Consider the following 15,781-nt stretch of genomic DNA (forward strand, 5'->3'; position numbering starts at 1 on the left):
TATACTAATGAATGCGGTCTCCGCGTGGCGAAAGCGATTGCATGATCAGAGCCTCAGCATGCAGGAGCTCTTTCCAGCGCGCTCTTACTTTCTCCGCAGGGACGTAAGTTTCGGCCAGTTCGAGAAATGTGCGGTAATGCCCGGCTTCCGAAATCATCAGTTCACGGTAGAACTTTTGCAGCGATTCGTCTTCCAGGTTTTCCGAAAGTAACTTAAAACGCTCGCAACTCCGGGCTTCGATCAACCCGCAGATCAGCAGCCTGTCGAGAAACATTTTGTCGGTATCGCCTTTGGTAATGAGCTGCATGAGCTGGTTGACGTATTCGTCTTTGCGCTGCCTGCCCAAGGGGATATTTCTCTTCTTCAACTCCTTCAAAACCCTTTGGAAATGCCCCCATTCTTCGGCTACGATGGGTGTCAGGGTTTCAACTAGCAACGTTTTTTCGGGATAATGGACGATCAGCGAAATGCAGCTTGACGCGGCCTTCTGCTCGCAATAGGCGTGGTCTATCAATACATCGCCGATCTGCATGGCAGCAATGTCGGTCCAGCGGGGATCTGTCGGGAGTTCCAGCCCGAGTGTAGTGAGTGATGTCGCCATATTGGTCAAAATTTTGGTCAGCTAGTCGAACAGCGGCCAATTGATCCCGAATGAAAATGATCTTGCAAGACCCAGATAATCGGGTGTTACATAATAGCCTTTCGGGAAAAGGCCGAAGCTGCCGCCCTGGTTAAGATAAGACATTTTAAAGAATAACCTTACCCGTTTGATCCGCACATTGGCAAAGCCGTCGACCACCACATTCTCATTCAGTCGCGTATTGTTTTGTAAATGGAACTGTTGAGTAATGGGCATATATGCATCGGCCAGGTACGAGGAGCGGTAACGTGCCGCTAGTCCGAGCTGGATGAAAAGCACTTTGGCATACACAAAATCAAAAGTAACCTCGCCGCTAGCGAACACCGTCGGAATCCGCATTACGTCCTTATTGTCGTTCAGGGTGAGGTAACCCATTGTCGTGAAATTCCACCGATTCAGGTGAATCCCGGAATTGAAACCTATCCTCAGCAACCTGAAACCGGCGTTGAGCTGGCGCGGTACTGCGGCCGTGTCATAATAAATGTAGTCGTTGATCTGATGTATCTGGGCTTCGGGCACAAATTCGATCTTTTTCGTTTTCAGGACCAGCGAGGCAAAGATCGTCTGGACCTTGGTGGGGTCGAAATTGGTCCGCCAGTCGAAATGGTTGTTCAGGTAACGCTGTACCAGCAGGTCAGGGGCTGTCTGAATACTCTGAAAACCGGCTTTCCCCCAGCGTGTGTTCAACTCGGCTTTCAACCGGTACTCGACATTTTTACCCAGATTCAAATCGGCCTCCGCGGTCAGGTATTGCACCGAATCTTTGAGATAGTAACCGAGCCAGGCTCCGATGATATTATCGAATTTCAGTCCCGTACGATAAGTCAGGTAAGGATCGCCCGTCTCGTTGGCCGACTGAGCCCCGCCCCGCATGCCATAAAAGCGCTGCCGGATATAGGCACGGTAGTTGAATCCTTCGTAAAATCCCTTGATCCCGACCTTGTTGTCGAGAAGCTTGTAATAAATGTCCTGGCGGGTCTGGGTGGTATCGAATTTGGCTGCTGGATAAATGCCTTTTTCGAGCCCCCGCGCCAGTTGCAAATCGGTGTAATGGTCGATCGTACTTTGGAAATCGGCTTGTTGGAAGACCTGGAAGCCGTTGACCAGGCGGTACTGCTGGTAAACATGGAAAACATGCCGTCGCTCCCAGGAGTTGGCATTGTCGCTGATTTTGGCAGCCCCGTCGTAGGAATATTTGTCGACGACGCCAGCCTCGTCGACGTTGGGAATCACTCCACCTTGCTCCTTTACCTTCATATTCATATGCCGGTAATGGGCGAGGATCAGGTACTTCTTGTTTTTTGAAAAGAAACTGGTGTGGGCCAGGAAGGTCCAGTTCTGGCCCAGTAAAGCCGCCGAATTGACGGAATTGGCAAAGCCATAGATCTTGTTCGACGTCAGACGGGTTCCGCGGATACCGAAGTTGAACCGCGAATGCACGTTTTGGGTGTAGGCGAACGTTCCGAGCGAGGTCTTTTTCGGCCCCGACATAAAATCAATCTCCGTGTGCTGCGATTTGGTATCGACATAAGCGACCTCGTTCTGTTTGATCGCGTACGCGTCGTATGCGCGCAGGCCGAGCTGCGTCCCGATGTCCTCGCGCGGTTCGAAAAGCAGGTTGCGCGATGCCGTAACGTGGTTGCCCAGGTCTGCAAGCTTGCCCCAGGCCTTGTCCATGGGCATCCAGCGGTGGAAGTTCGTCAAACCGGTGTCTACCCGGTAGCGCACCGAATCGCGGTTATAAAGGATATCGTGCTCGTAAAAATGCAGGGTGGTCTGCGGACCGTAGACATTCTTGGTGCTATCGTCGAGAATAGCCTGCCCTCCGCCTCCCCGCGAGCCACCCCCTCCACTTCCGCCGCCGCTGGGCATCCGTATGTTGCCTGGAAGCTTCACCTGGCCGCTGGCTGTCGGTATCGTGAGGATGAAACTGCATAAAACACACAGGAAGCTATATAAAACAATTCTCATAGAGGGAAACTCGTTCTGCCGTTTTAGAACCGGTCGTCGGCCTTTAATGTGACCCATTGCGTGAAAGCTTGTCCATCGTCCCCGAAATCAACGGAAACCGGAACGTACGCAAAGCGTGCTGCGCAGCCTTTCGAGACAACCAACGGTTTTAATTTGACCATATCCTTTTCAGTCGTGACCACAAAAGTATCGTTTTTTAGGTTCTTAATCAGGTCTTCGACGTCACTTGGCGTGTAATTGTGATGATCCGGAAAAACCTTCTGGTCTGTAACGCTGAACCGGGTGGTCAAATATGCGGCGAATGGCAATGGATTTGCGATTCCTGCCGCCATTTTAACATTCTTTAACTCAACAGGCCCGCCCTCGTACGAGCACGGGCTGCCGTAACGGGTCGTCGCGAAGAAAACCGGAACGTCCGCCCGGGTATAGCGACGGATATTTTTACGGATATCATCCTTTTCCAGTGCATGGAGCTCCGCCGGGCATTTGGTTACGATTACGGCATCGGCCCGCCCCGCTCCGTGGCGCCGCTCGCGGAGGCGGCCGGCAGGGAAGGGGTGGTCTTCGTAAAACGGCCTGTTGTAATCGTTGAGCAGGATATTGACATCGCGACGGATAGCCCGGTGCTGAAATGCGTCGTCGAGCAATAGCAGCCTTATTTCGGGATGTTTTTCATGGATTTTAAAAGCACCCTCCACGCGCTTTTCACACACGGCAACAACTGCTTCGGTGCCGAATTTGGCATAAAACTGAAATGGCTCATCGCCGATTGTCGCGGCTGTGGCAGTGCTGCCGGCTTCTATAAAACCTTGGGTAGCCCGTCCGTAGCCGCGGCTGAGGATTGCCGTCGGTATTTGTGTTGAAAATAAGCGGGTAAGATATTCTATAACGGGCGTTTTGCCTGTTCCGCCGACGGTGAGGTTGCCAACGACGATTACTTTTTGCGGTACTTTTTCGGAATGGAGGATGCCTTTGTCGAAAAGAAAATTGCGCACGTCGGTAATGGCACCGTAAATCCACGAGAGGGGCAGCAATGCATTTTTTATCCAGGGCAGCTCTTTCATCCTGGTGCATAATTACGTAAATTTTGTCTAATATTGTGCCCCTTTTAAATTCTGACACCGCAAAATCATGCCGTTAAAAATTGTGTATAAGCCGCATACGCTTCATTTTCGCAAGGAAGCGGGCACCTCTCGCGGGGTACTTACACAAAAAACATCCTGGATCGTCATCATCACCGACACGGAAAAGCCCGGTGTTGCCGGCTACGGCGAATGCGGGCCGCTGCCTGGGCTGAGCATCGACGATATTCCGGATTTCGAGGCACAACTGGCGGATATCTGCGGCATTTTCAACGAGCTTGACCTGGATGTATTTCCATTCAACCTGGGCATTATCCTCGAACAACTGATCCCTGAAAATCTGCCTTCCGTTCGCGCCGGCATTGAGATGGCCTTGCTCGATATCATGAATGGCGGCCAGCGGGTCCTTTTTAAGAATGGTTTTTCCGGTAATGGCGAGGGCATTCTGATGAACGGGCTGATCTGGATGGGCTCCTATGAAAACATGCTGGCGCAGGTGGAGGAAAAACTCGCTCAGGGTTTTACGACCCTCAAAATGAAAGTAGGGGCGATCGATTTCGAGCAGGAGTGTAGAATCCTGGAAGCGGTGCGGAAACGGTATGATCAAAGCGCGATTACCTTGCGCGTCGATGCGAATGGTGCATTTACAACAGAAAATGCAAAGGAGAAACTTGCCCGCCTGTCCGCTTTCGACCTGCATTCCATTGAGCAACCGATAAAAGCGGGGCAGCACGCATTCATGGCAGATCTTTGCGGATCCTCGCCCGTGCCTGTGGCGTTGGACGAAGAATTGATCGGAGTCAATAGCTATCGTGAGAAATTTGCGTTGCTCAAAAAGCTCATGCCGCCTTTCATCATTCTCAAACCTACATTGCTCGGAGGCTTCACGGCCACCAGCGAGTGGATTGAGATCGCCAACAGGCTGCATATTGGCTGGTGGATCACCTCCGCATTGGAATCCAACATCGGATTGAATGCCATTGCGCAGTTCACAGCCAAATTCAACAATCCGTTGCCGCAGGGATTGGGTACCGGCCAGCTTTACACCAACAACTTCGAATCGCCGTTAGCAGTTGAAAACGGGCATTTGTATTACAAAAAAGAGCTAGCCTGGGAATTACCAGGCCACGCCCTTGCGGAGCCAGCCTAAGGTTTCCGCTTCCGCCGAACCGGGCTCCGGTATAAAATTGTATTCCCAGTTGGCCTGGGGGGGCAAGCTCATCAAAATAGATTCTGTGCGGCCATTCGTTTCCAGCCCGAACTTCGTACCGCGGTCCCAGACCAGATTGAATTCCACGTAGCGTCCCCGGCGCAGGTACTGCCATTGTTTCTGATCTTCCGTAAAGGGCTTACCGGCATATTTCTGCATCAATGCCGTGTAAACAGGTGCGAAGTTTTCGCCTACTTCTTTGACAAAGTCGAAAAGCTGTGTTTTCGAAAGCCCTTGCCCGTTTCCTGGTTCGTCGGGTTTGAGGTAGTCGAAGAAAATACCTCCCACACCCCGGGTTTCGTTGCGGTGCCGGATGAAGAAGTAATCGTCGGCCCAGGTTTTGAATTTGGGGTAAAAATCGGGATGGTGTTTGTCGCACGCGGCCTTCAATGTCTGGTGAAATGCGCGTGCGTCTTCTTCCACGACATAATGCGGCGTGAGGTCGATGCCTCCCCCAAACCAGCAAGTGCCATTGTCGAGCTCGAAATAGCGCACGTTCATGTGTATAATGGGTACGTGCGGGTTGCGCGGGTGCATCACGATGGACACGCCCGTAGCTGTAAACTGCGGGCTCGAGTCTTCGGCCAGGTTCATCTGCGCGCGCAGCCGGGGGTGTACTTCCCCTTTTACACTCGAAAAATTCACACCGCCCTTTTCAATCACGGCGCCGTTCTGGATCAGGCGGGTACGTCCGCCGCCGCCGGAGTGGTGTTGCCAGAGATCTTCGTGAAACTTTGCCCCACCGTCGGTGCTCTCGATGGCTGTGCAAATGCGGTCTTGTAAATCCTTGAAAAACGATTCTATATCTTCAACCTTCATAGTCAGGAGTCATGCTACAAGCCGCAAAAGTACGACAAATAGCACTGCCGGGGCATAAAAAAAGCAGGGCAACTTTCCCTGCTTTTTGAATTCAATATACATCTATCTAGTCATCAACGCGAAGGAAAGTGCCTGCGAGGTTGAATAACAGTTCCTTGTTGTTAGAGAGCCGGATTTCCTGATCGGTTTTGTCTTTTTCCCAGTCTGTGATAAATGCATCGGGATAGTGCTCCTGCACATATTCCAATACTTTCAGAGGGATCACCGTGTCGGGGAGCTTCTCGGTGTGGCGGCTTTCAATGCTGTAACAGTCGCCTTTTTTGTCAAACTCGAGTTTTACCTGGTTATCAAGAATCACTTCGTAGCTGGTTTCGAGGTCGTCGCGGTCGCGAACTACCTGCGATATGCGCGCATCCGGGAAATGGGCTTCGATAAAATCCTGTGCATTAACCGGAAGTTTGGTTTCGTCCACTACTTTTTCGTCGTCGCAGGCCGTCGCTACAAATAGCAAAATGGCCAGAATGGAAGCCAGTTTTTTCATCATCGTTGTCAGTTAAATTGAGTGTTCGTTTCGGTTCTGACAACCGAGCATGGGATTCCCCCTATGAGGGCTTTTATTTTTTGTTCGGGTTTTGGGGCCGGACCAGTATAGTCTCAGAAGCATGGTAAGGTTGCTTGCGCTATCCGGGAGCCATTCTTTTGCTATTTCCTAGGGCATTTCAATGGTAACCAGCGGCACAAGCAGCGAGAAAGCCAACGTTCCTCAATTCTTCAAGCTCAGCCGTGCTCATACTCGTATTGAAAAATAAAAATATCCGATGCAACGATTGGACTTATTTTTGTAACTGATAGTTTTTAAATGTTCCCTGGCCAATCCTATGATCCGCACATTTTTACTTTTGCTTCTTTCGGTCCAACTGCTTTATGCACAGGAATTCACGTCAGTCGTCCGCGGTAGTGTGAAGGACGCCGATTCCGGCTTGCCGCTTGCCCGGGCTACCGTTCAGCTGGATGACCTGGGTAGTGTTACCGACGAGACGGGGCAATTCCGGTTTGAAGGGGTGGGGGTAGGCAGGCATGTTTTGAAGGTCTCATTTATAGGCTACCAGACCCTTGTGATCTCGGAAATTTTGCTTGAATCGGGGAAGGAAAATGTGCAGGAAGTGCGGCTCAATGCCGCCGGAAGGCAATTGCAGGAAACCACGGTATCGGGCAGCCGACCGCCGGCATTCAACAGTGTTCAGGCCATTACACCCGAGCAAACCCTTCGTTACGCGGCTACCTACCTGGACCCGGCCCGCGTTGCGACCTCTTTCGCGGGCGTCGCGGCGGCCAATGATCAGGCGAACGGATTGGTCGTACGCGGAAACTCGCCGAATAGCATGCAATGGCGGCTGGAAGGGGTGGAGATCGTCAACCCGAACCATTTGTCGAACGCGGGTACATTCAGCGACAGACCTACTTCGACGGGCGGTGGCGTGAACATTCTGAGCACGCAGCTGATGGGAACGTCCTATTTTATGAGCGGACCGTTTCCGGCGCAGTATGGGAATGCCACATCGGCCATTCTGGACATGACGCTTCGGAAAGGAAATAACGAAAAGCATGAATTCACGGCCCAGGCGGGACTTATTGGCTTGGATATTGCGGCAGAAGGTCCATTGTCGAAGAACTACCAAGGCTCTTACCTGGTCAATTACCGCTATTCATTCACAGGGCTACTCGGGGCGATGGGCGTGAATTTCGGGGGCGAGGACATCCGGTTTCAGGATTTATCGTTTAACCTGAATTTCCCCTTGAAAAAGGGCGGCAATTTTACTGTTTTTGGCTTGGGGGGCATTAGCAGCAATACTTTCAAGGCAGAACCGGATTCAACGAAGTGGGAGTTTTACAAAGATTCGCATAACATCATTTACAAAAACAAAATGGGAGCGGCGGGTGTCACGCACGCGCTTCCAGTGGGGAGCCGGGGGGTGTTGAAAACTGTATTTGTGATGTCGGGACTTGAAACTTCGCGTGCATTTTATAAAGGTGAAACCAATACTTCGGAGTTCTCATATCCAATTGAAGACGATTCGCTTACCAAGCGCAAGATCACCGGTAACACGACCTTTAAGTACCGGTTTGCCGGTGGGGGCAGTCTCAAAGTAGGCGGTTATATCACATTCCAGTACGACCGCCTTGCACCGTTATACACCTGTCAGGAGATCAAATCGAGGCTTTTCCAGCCCTTTGCCGAATGGACCGTGCCCATTGCCTCCGGTGTTATGGCCGAAATCGGGTTGAATGCGACCATCAGCAAGGTCGACCTCTGGCGTGCCTATACGCACCACACGCTCGAACCGAGGGCTGCATTGCGCTGGCAAGTTACCGACCACCAAAAGCTCAGTTTTTCCTACGGCCTTCATAGCCAGATGCCGCTTGCGCAGCTGTACGCAGCAAGTTACTCCACGACGGGATTCTCTGGTAATCCCAATCTGGGATCGTCCAAGGTACATCACTTTGTCGCCAGCTATCAGCGCGATTTCCGCAAAAATAATAGTCTGAAAGTAGAGGCTTATTGGCAGGAACATTTCGATGTGCCTGCGGGCGGCATGGACTTTTCGGCATTGAATGCGATTGAAACGAGGGTAGGTGAGGGATTGGCCAACAAGGGAAAAGGACGCAATTATGGCTTGGAAGCCACTTATCAGAAACTGTTGAGCGACGATTTTTACATGATGGTATCCGGCTCTCTTTACAGCGCGACCTATATGAACGAGAATGGACTGAGGAAAAAAGGACGCTTCGATGGCCGGCATACATTTAGTTTTACGGGAGGAAAGGAGTTCAAATCCGGCTCGCGGCTTTGGGGCGTTAATACGAAAATCCTCTGGCTCGGCGGCTTCCGCGAAACGCCGATCGACCTGGAAGCTTCCAGAACGGCGCAGCAAACTATTTACAAGAATAGTGAGCCATTCGCATTAAAATTGAAGGATTATTTTCGCCCGGATCTGCGCATTTACCTCAAAAAAAGCAGGGCGTCGTACAGCACGACATTCGCGCTCGATTTGCAGAATGTGTCCGGCACGAAGAATGCGGCATTCAGCTACTATGATGCATTTCAACAAAAGATCGTCAGGCAAAAGCAGCTGGGGCTGATTCCGGTGTTGAGTTACCGGTGGGAGTTTTAGAATTTTGAATGATTGAATGATTGACCGGGTCGCCGGTGCGATGATGAATGAGCCGCCGTGGAATGGGGAATGATTGAGCCGCGGTCGTAATGGAGAAAGTTAAATATTTTTGTGCGATGTTTGTTGATAGTCAGTTGTTTGGGATAAACTTGGATTGTTGGGCGAACTTTCATCGGGTAAATTGTGTAAATAGCAGTGCGGTTGAACTTTTAGCGTGGCAGTTTACTTTCACCTAAAAGCCGAAAGCCGAAAGCCGAAAGCCGAAGGCCGAAAGCCGAAAGCCGAAAGCCGAAAGCCGAAAGCCGAAAGCCGAAAAAACTTGGGGGTGACTGGAATTGACAGCGGGCTGAGGGCTTGTGTGTAAGCATGTCGGGAGTTGAGAGTACCTCCCGTAAATAATATTCTCAAACAATAACTGGCGAATCTACTTACGCCATGGCTGCTTAATCCGGAGGATTAACCAAATGCCATCATCTCTCCACCTCACGTGCTGCCGGGTGGGTTCAGAGGTGTCGAACCGCAGCGCTGGTTGGTATATTGATGCGTAAAACCAACGAGACCCTAGTATCTAAGGCTTAGACGCGGGTCCGCCGTGCACCTTGTCTGGCTCGAAAATCTAATCACGGATAAGCATGTAGAAGGCGCAGGTTTTCCCTGTTCTGGACCGGGGTTCGACTCCCCGCATCTCCACGGATTGAAAAATCAAATTTAGCTAAAAGCCCCTAAATCAATTGATTAGGGGCTTTTCTTTTGCTTCCAACTAGCTAATTCATTCATTAATTGACAAATTCTAGGTGTAATATTCGGTGCACTGACATTTAGCGGATTCAGGTGCACCGAATTTGTCTCTATCATTCTGATGCTTAGTAAGTTGTGCTACAATTGAACATCTTGTCTGGCGCGCAATGGGGTTTTACTTTTAATGTTTAAATACACGACGATGGAAGCAAAAATGAGTGCAATTTTCTACGCAAGGAGGTCAAAGGCTACCAAGGAGAAACTGTGGCCGATCTACCTCCGGATTACAATTTCCGGAAAAAGATTTGATACCAGTGCGAATCGACAGATTGAACCGTCGAAATGGTCTGTTGAGGCTGGCAGGATGAAAGGGAGCTCGATTGAAAGTAAAACAGTCAATACTTTTCTTGATACGCTTCTTGTTCGGGCTTATGGGATACAACGGGAAATCTTGGAGGAAGGCAAAAAAATGTCCATTGACGTTTTTAGAACAAAATGGCTGGGAGCTGGGAAGAATGCAAGGACTCTTATTGGAGTCTTTAAAGATCACAACAAGAAGATGGAGCAGTTGATAGGAATAGATTATGCTTATGCAACTTTTCAGCGATACCAGACCTCACTTCAGCATACGGAGAACTTCTTGAAGTGGAAGTTTAAAGTGCCGGACGTGCATCTTACTGATTTGAATTATCAGTTTATTTCTGATTTTGAATTCTACCTCAAGACAGTCTGTGGCTGCGGTCACAATTCAACAATGAAATATTTATCAAATTTCAAAAAAATTGTGTTGACCTGCGTCAAGAACGATTGGTTACATAAAGACCCGTTCTTCGCCTACAGAATGCCCAAAACAGAGGTAGATAGAGTAGCTTTATCCGCGGAGGAATTGTTGACAGTCATCAAAAAAAAGTTTGTCACTGAGCGCTTACGGCTCGTACGCGACATTTTTGTTTTTTCATGCTACACTGGGTTGGCTTATGTAGATGTGCAAAAACTCAGACGTTCCGAAATTACCATAGGCATTGATGGAGGTCAATGGCTACAAATCAAACGACAAAAAACTGAATCCCGGTCAAGCATTCCCTTACTGCCTGAAGCAATCAACATATTGAATAAATATGAGAATCATCCGCAATGTGCGAGCACTAGCCGCTTACTGCCAGTTTTATCGAATCAAAAGATGAATGCCTATTTGAAGGAAATAGCAGATGTTTGTGGTATTGAGAAAAATATCACGTTTCATTTGGCTAGACATACATTCGCAACCACAGTTACATTGGCCAATGGAGTTCCGACTGAAAGCGTGTCGAAGATGCTTGGACATCGAGATCTTAGGACTACTCAATTGTATGCCAAGGTGATTGATTCCAAGATCAGTGAGGACATGAGGCGTTTGAAAGAAAGTTTGATAGACAAACTCGGCAAAAGCACAGGTATTTAAGTGTCGCTATTCCGTTAGAATTTTCAAAGGTCGCCAAAAGCTTACAGCATAATGGCGGCCTTTTCCTATTTGGCAAGGCGAAAGATGAAGGCGTTCACCCTTAGGATTTATTCCGTTTCTTTTTGGCTAAGTAAGGGCCTCTGTTAGGAGGGCTTTGGTTTTTCTCGTTTTGCCTTAGTCAATATTTATTTCAAAGGGCAGCGAGGGATTTGAACGGCAGATTTAACATTTTGAAAATCAATAAGTTGTTTACTTTTCAAAAATCCCTTCCATGGGTGAGAAATTGAGCGGAATCCTTGCAACGCGAGCGGCTCACCATGCAACAGGCTGAGGAACGATCCCATTTAATCGAATTTTTATGACGATTAGGGGAATGGAGTTATTGCCTCTTGATAAGGAACTAATGGGCAGGCATTGGTCTGACGAACGGGTCAAGGTTATTTATTGTCCAAATATTATTCGCAAGGTTTATATCAGGAAACACACCATTAGGATTTATGACAACCCTACTGATGGTACCGTCGAAATCCGGAACAAACTCATAAATCGGACCCTGTTCCCAGATTTCTACCGGAAAGTCGTGGAATTCTTTCGCTCCGTTTTCAAAGGTAATTTCAACCTGCAAAGGCATCGCGGCTCTTTCCATATTTTCAACGATAATCGTTGCTTTTCCGGATTGTGGATTGGTGACACGGGTTACTTTCTGGTCCAGTTTGTAATTTTCGAGAAACATCGATTTCCAGAACCAGTTAAGGTCTTCGCCTGTGGTGTTATTGATGCTGCTGAAAAAGTCCCAGGGCGTGGGGTGCCTGTAGGCCCAGTCTCGAATATACTTGCGAAAAGCGAGATCAAACTGCCCCTTATCCAGGATATGTTCGCTGAGCAGGGTAAGCAAATACGCGACTTTTTGGTATTGGAGCTTGTATACCTCATTCCCTGGGATTACATCTGGCCTGGTCATGATCGGCATGAGCGAATCGACAAAAAGTCCGGCGACTGGTATGTCAATTTCGGGATAGCCAATAAATTCGCCGTTATTAAAATCCTTCGTGGCCATGTTATCCATGAAGGCATTCAATCCTTCGTCCATCCAGGCGTATCTCCTTTCGTTACTTCCCACAATCATTGGAAACCAGGTGTGCCCAAGCTCGTGGTTAACAACTGCCCAATACATATTCCCTTTATCCTTCGCGGCGCAAAAAACGAGCCCCGGGTATTCCATTCCGTCTAGGTTCGAGGCGACGTTCACTGCCTTATTGTAGGGATACTCATACCATTTTTTGGAAAAATATTGTAAGGTAAATTTGATGTACTCTCCGGAGCGTTCCCAGCTTTCAGTCAGCTTGGATTCGGCCGGATACAGCGAACTTCCCAACACTTTTTTTCCGCTGAGCAACGTAATTCCTACTCCTTCCCAAACGAACGACTTCGAAGCGGTCCATGCGAAATCCCTTGCCGAGGTTAATTTAAATTTCCAGGTGCACAGTGGTTTTGATGGTCTCGAAGAAGAAGCCGTAACTTCTTCTATCGTCCGGATAAATACTTTTTGATCGGAAGATTTGGCCCTGTTCCACCGTTCGGTCTGGGTGGCCGTCAGTACTTCTTCCGGATTAAGGAGATCACCGGACGCTTCCACGATGTATGCGGAGGGAAGCGTAATATTCACATCAAAATTTCCATACTCCAGATAAAATTCTCCATTGCCCAGATAGGGTAGGGTATTCCAGCCATTTACGTCATCAAGTACGCAAAGCCGCGGATACCATTGCGCGACGGAATAGATGTCACCATTTTTCGTAGCCAGAATGTCTGTACGGTTTACATTAAAATCGGCGTTCCTGAAATTCCTTGGAAATTTATAACTATACTTTATCTGAAACGAAAGCTGTTGCCCGGAACGTAGAGGTTCATGGAGTTCAATCCTCATTCTCGTATCATTGATTGTGAACACGGCTTCTTTGAACGTTCCTTTTGCACTTTTCAAATTCACTGACGCAATGGTGAAACCACCTTCAAATTTAGCGTCCGTCGCATTATTGGTCAGAAATAACTTACTGTCAAGTCCCTTCGAGCGCTTTTTATAAACGTTTTGGTCCATCTGCAACCATAAAAATGAAAGTTCATTGGGGCTGTTATTCAAATATGTGATGGTCTCGATCCCCGTAATGATTTCGGCTTTGTCGTCTAGGTTCACATCAATTTTATAATCTGCCCGATTTTGCCAGTAAGCGGGTCCGGGTTCGCCGGTTGCTGAACGATATGAGTTCCCGGCGGGCAAAATGGACGAGGCTGGAAACAAGTCTCTGGCTACATATTTTGAATGATCCTGAGATTGCGTCGGCACGGCATGAAAAAGAAAAACGGGAAGGCAAAAAGCGATGACAATTTGATTCATGGTTAATTTCTGGCGAGTTGAGGAAAACGTTGTCAAGATAACGATTTAACGAAAAATCCCTTCTGTTGTAGGGAATGGTTGTAATTTGGTACATTATTAGTTTGACGAAAATAGCCCTTCTGCCATCTTTTGATCGTGGCCGTAAACCCTCTTTTTCTACTAGAGTATGGAATTGTTTGGCAACATTCCCTTTCGGATGTTGCGGACGCAATAGACATTCTTCAAACGCAAAGTCCGAATCAGAGGGCTTTGGTTTTAAACTGAAACCGTCACACTTTTTGGTTGTGCTCGATCAAGTCTTGTTAGCGAGGGTTTCGAATGAACGATTTAAACTGGACTTTATAGTAGCAAACCCAGGGAAGTACTCGAACGCAGGATATGTCAAGTTTTTTGATCAAAAAACTTGACATATTTGTTCGCGATTTGCAAACAGAAAACCATCATTTACTTGTCTGTCGTAAAAATCGATGGGGTAACTGCAACTGACAGTTACCCCATCGAAGAAATTATTAGTAGTCTACGAAAACATGGCCTTCATATTCGCTGTATCCTTCTAAAAACAAGTCTCTGGCGAAGGCTTCATAGTCGAAGTATTTTTCGTGCGTGGATGGCATGCCTGAAAGCAGTCCTGTCTCTTCGATGTATTGGTAAGCGTATTCAAGTGTTGCATCCTTCATTGAGCCACCGAAGAATCCCCGGTAGCATTCCCGGAAACTCTCAAGTTGGTCTTCCAGCTCGTATCTGTTGGATGGCCAATAGTTGATCTGCTTACAATAGATCTCAAATGCTTCGGCAGTCTCTTCGTCCATTTCACCTATGGCTTCGAAATATGTAAATGCGTCTTTATGTAGGCTGCATTCGGATATCAAAAAATCTGGGATGCTTTCCCAATCTTGGAACATCAGTTCCGGATCTAGCTCGTTCCGATGGAACTCGTAGCAGTCTTGCAGGAATTCTTTAAGGTCTGCGTAGTCCGTCAGCTCAAACCACTTACCAAACAGCGACCCATTGTTGTACTGGCCGTAGGTTCCCACATAGATTTTAGGAGTACTTTCAAGATTTCTCATGATTGAAAGGCATTTAAGTTGGTTTGGCCCCGGCCTTGTGCTCAGGGCAATCGCTGCCTATCGATCAAAGAAAAAATGACTGGGCTCGTCCCCCTGGGTTGCAAGCTCATCTGGCGGTTTAAGGTGCGGCTTGATTCCGAGCGGTCGGCTAAAAAGCCGGATGACGAAGTGTAGGCTTGCAACCGTCATTTTTTGCTTTGTAACTTTCGTTTGCACTGACCACGATCTACCCAATTTCCATCGGGAGGCCAGCGGTTCTAGCCATCCAACAGAACTTCAAGGAGGACATTACCCTGAAACAGGCTGCGTCTGTAGCAGGGTTGCAGACCCTTCATTTTGCCGCTTTTTTAAAACACTCGCCAACCGTACGTTCTCCGATTTTCTCAATGAAGTACGCATCGGGTTCGCCTACAAGCTGTTGCAGCAGTCGGCCTGCCAGTGACGCAAATCGCGCTGGCAGGCGGCTATAACATTTCGTATTTCAACTACTCAGGATGTTCTGCGCGCTGGTGTAGAAGGGTGCTCTGGCGATCTTGGGCACAACGGAATTCAACTCTTAGCCTCAGATGAGTTATTGAATTAGTTTTAACTAATGAGTAGTATTTATTTAAAAAAAAATGTAATTTCTCTTGGGAATTTGGTGGCTACCTGTTAACATTACGCTCGCACCCATCAAATTAAGGGTCGGTATTTTCTTGTCCGACTCGCTCATTAATCTGAATAGAATCAAGCGGTAAGCACCTGTAAGGAACATTCGTAGCCGTTCCACTCCAAAGCGCCATTTCACTCTGCTAAGTTCAACCGATCTTAATGGACATGTTTGGTGCATCCAATTCTTTTAAAATTTCAAAATCAGTGAAGGCATTTGTCACATTTGTAGTGGTTTTGCTGGCCATTGGCTGCAAAAAGGACCAGGTGAACCCTGGAAAAATATTGGGTAAATGGGAGGAGTTTTATGTGGGCAACGGCGAATACCGGCCACCAATTGATCCCCCGATAGCCTACCGGGAGTTTCGAGCCGATTCGGTGCTGATCGACCACAACTATACGGACAATTCTAGCATCCAAAAAAAGTACTGGATCGATTCACAACTGCACATTGCCGTCCGGCGGGCAGATGGGTTCCTTTTGCAATTTGATTACGAATACAGCTTTGACGCGGATACGCTCAAATTAGTCTGGGTAAATGCCAACCCGGTTTCGGCCGTCTCGAAGTACAGGCGCATCAACTAAACCAAAATATAT

Annotated in this window: 11 protein-coding genes and 1 other RNA gene; 5 read left to right on the plus strand and 7 right to left on the minus strand. The window is 48.3% G+C overall.

Annotation, left to right across the window (positions count from 1 at the left end):
- Window positions 1-4: 4 nt before the first annotated feature.
- Genes miaE through lpxK form a run of 3 tightly spaced genes read right to left on the minus strand, consistent with a single transcriptional unit; the run spans window position 5 to window position 3,675 of the window.
- Window positions 5-601, minus strand: coding sequence for a tRNA-(ms[2]io[6]A)-hydroxylase (gene miaE, locus AAHB90_RS03685; RefSeq protein ID WP_342083553.1), 597 nt, complete (start codon window positions 599-601; stop codon window positions 5-7).
- Between the two features lie 21 nt (window positions 602-622).
- A complete protein-coding gene (locus AAHB90_RS03690) occupies window positions 623-2,611 on the minus strand; it encodes a putative porin (protein ID WP_342083554.1) in 1,989 nt (662 codons plus the stop codon).
- A 23-nt stretch (window positions 2,612-2,634) separates the two neighbouring features.
- On the minus strand, window positions 2,635-3,675 hold the full coding sequence (lpxK, locus tag AAHB90_RS03695) for a tetraacyldisaccharide 4'-kinase (RefSeq protein WP_342083555.1): 1,041 nt from the start codon (window positions 3,673-3,675) through the stop codon (window positions 2,635-2,637).
- 67 nt (window positions 3,676-3,742) lie between these two features.
- On the opposite strand from lpxK, the gene AAHB90_RS03700 reads away from it, so the two are divergent.
- Window positions 3,743-4,843, plus strand: a complete 1,101-nt coding sequence (locus AAHB90_RS03700) for an o-succinylbenzoate synthase (RefSeq protein WP_342083556.1) — start codon at window positions 3,743-3,745, stop codon at window positions 4,841-4,843.
- Here the strand turns inward: AAHB90_RS03700 and hemF are convergent.
- Together hemF and AAHB90_RS03710 are read right to left on the minus strand one after the other, a co-directional pair.
- Window positions 4,811-5,722 (minus strand): oxygen-dependent coproporphyrinogen oxidase, encoded by a 912-nt coding sequence (hemF, locus tag AAHB90_RS03705; RefSeq protein ID WP_342083557.1) that lies wholly within the window; start codon window positions 5,720-5,722, stop codon window positions 4,811-4,813. The two genes, AAHB90_RS03700 and hemF, sit on opposite strands and share 33 nt — an antisense overlap.
- 106 nt (window positions 5,723-5,828) lie before the next feature.
- Window positions 5,829-6,266, minus strand: a complete 438-nt coding sequence (locus tag AAHB90_RS03710) for a PepSY-like domain-containing protein (protein WP_342083558.1) — start codon at window positions 6,264-6,266, stop codon at window positions 5,829-5,831.
- A 334-nt stretch (window positions 6,267-6,600) separates the two neighbouring features.
- On the opposite strand from AAHB90_RS03710, the gene AAHB90_RS03715 reads away from it, so the two are divergent.
- The 3 genes from AAHB90_RS03715 to AAHB90_RS03725 all read left to right on the plus strand — a co-directional run bounded on the left by AAHB90_RS03715 (window position 6,601) and on the right by AAHB90_RS03725 (window position 11,074).
- Window positions 6,601-8,895, plus strand: coding sequence for a TonB-dependent receptor (locus AAHB90_RS03715; RefSeq protein ID WP_342083559.1), 2,295 nt, complete (start codon window positions 6,601-6,603; stop codon window positions 8,893-8,895).
- A gap of 321 nt (window positions 8,896-9,216) precedes the next feature.
- Window positions 9,217-9,588, plus strand: a transfer-messenger RNA (tmRNA) gene (ssrA, locus tag AAHB90_RS03720).
- Between the two features lie 247 nt (window positions 9,589-9,835).
- A complete protein-coding gene (locus AAHB90_RS03725; RefSeq protein WP_342083560.1) occupies window positions 9,836-11,074 on the plus strand; it encodes a site-specific integrase in 1,239 nt (412 codons plus the stop codon).
- Between the two features lie 400 nt (window positions 11,075-11,474).
- On the opposite strand, the gene AAHB90_RS03730 is transcribed toward AAHB90_RS03725, so the two are convergent.
- Window positions 11,475-13,469 (minus strand): M1 family metallopeptidase, encoded by a 1,995-nt coding sequence (locus AAHB90_RS03730; protein WP_342083561.1) that lies wholly within the window; start codon window positions 13,467-13,469, stop codon window positions 11,475-11,477.
- A gap of 509 nt (window positions 13,470-13,978) precedes the next feature.
- Entirely contained in the window at window positions 13,979-14,536 is a 558-nt protein-coding gene (locus tag AAHB90_RS03735) for an antirestriction protein ArdA (protein ID WP_342083562.1), read from the minus strand.
- Window positions 14,537-15,391: 855 nt separating this feature from the next.
- On the opposite strand from AAHB90_RS03735, the gene AAHB90_RS03740 reads away from it, so the two are divergent.
- The gene (locus AAHB90_RS03740; protein ID WP_342083563.1) at window positions 15,392-15,769 is read left to right on the plus strand and encodes a hypothetical protein; all 378 of its coding nucleotides are present in this window, start codon (window positions 15,392-15,394) and stop codon (window positions 15,767-15,769) included.
- Window positions 15,770-15,781 lie beyond the last annotated feature (12 nt).

It is taken from the genome of Dyadobacter sp. OTU695, from assembly GCF_038440355.1.
GTDB lineage: Bacteria > Bacteroidota > Bacteroidia > Cytophagales > Spirosomataceae > Dyadobacter.

Coding starts and splice junctions, on each gene's coding strand:
- AAHB90_RS03690 (WP_342083554.1), bottom strand. CDS start 2,611: ATGAGAATTGTTTTATATAGCTTCCTGTGTGTTTTATGCAGTTTCATC.
- miaE (WP_342083553.1), bottom strand. CDS start 601: ATGGCGACATCACTCACTACACTCGGGCTGGAACTCCCGACAGATCCC.
- AAHB90_RS03715 (WP_342083559.1), top strand. CDS start 6,601: ATGATCCGCACATTTTTACTTTTGCTTCTTTCGGTCCAACTGCTTTAT.
- AAHB90_RS03730 (WP_342083561.1), bottom strand. CDS start 13,469: ATGAATCAAATTGTCATCGCTTTTTGCCTTCCCGTTTTTCTTTTTCAT.
- AAHB90_RS03735 (WP_342083562.1), bottom strand. CDS start 14,536: ATGAGAAATCTTGAAAGTACTCCTAAAATCTATGTGGGAACCTACGGC.
- lpxK (WP_342083555.1), bottom strand. CDS start 3,675: ATGAAAGAGCTGCCCTGGATAAAAAATGCATTGCTGCCCCTCTCGTGG.
- hemF (WP_342083557.1), bottom strand. CDS start 5,722: ATGAAGGTTGAAGATATAGAATCGTTTTTCAAGGATTTACAAGACCGC.
- AAHB90_RS03725 (WP_342083560.1), top strand. CDS start 9,836: ATGGAAGCAAAAATGAGTGCAATTTTCTACGCAAGGAGGTCAAAGGCT.
- AAHB90_RS03700 (WP_342083556.1), top strand. CDS start 3,743: ATGCCGTTAAAAATTGTGTATAAGCCGCATACGCTTCATTTTCGCAAG.
- AAHB90_RS03710 (WP_342083558.1), bottom strand. CDS start 6,266: ATGATGAAAAAACTGGCTTCCATTCTGGCCATTTTGCTATTTGTAGCG.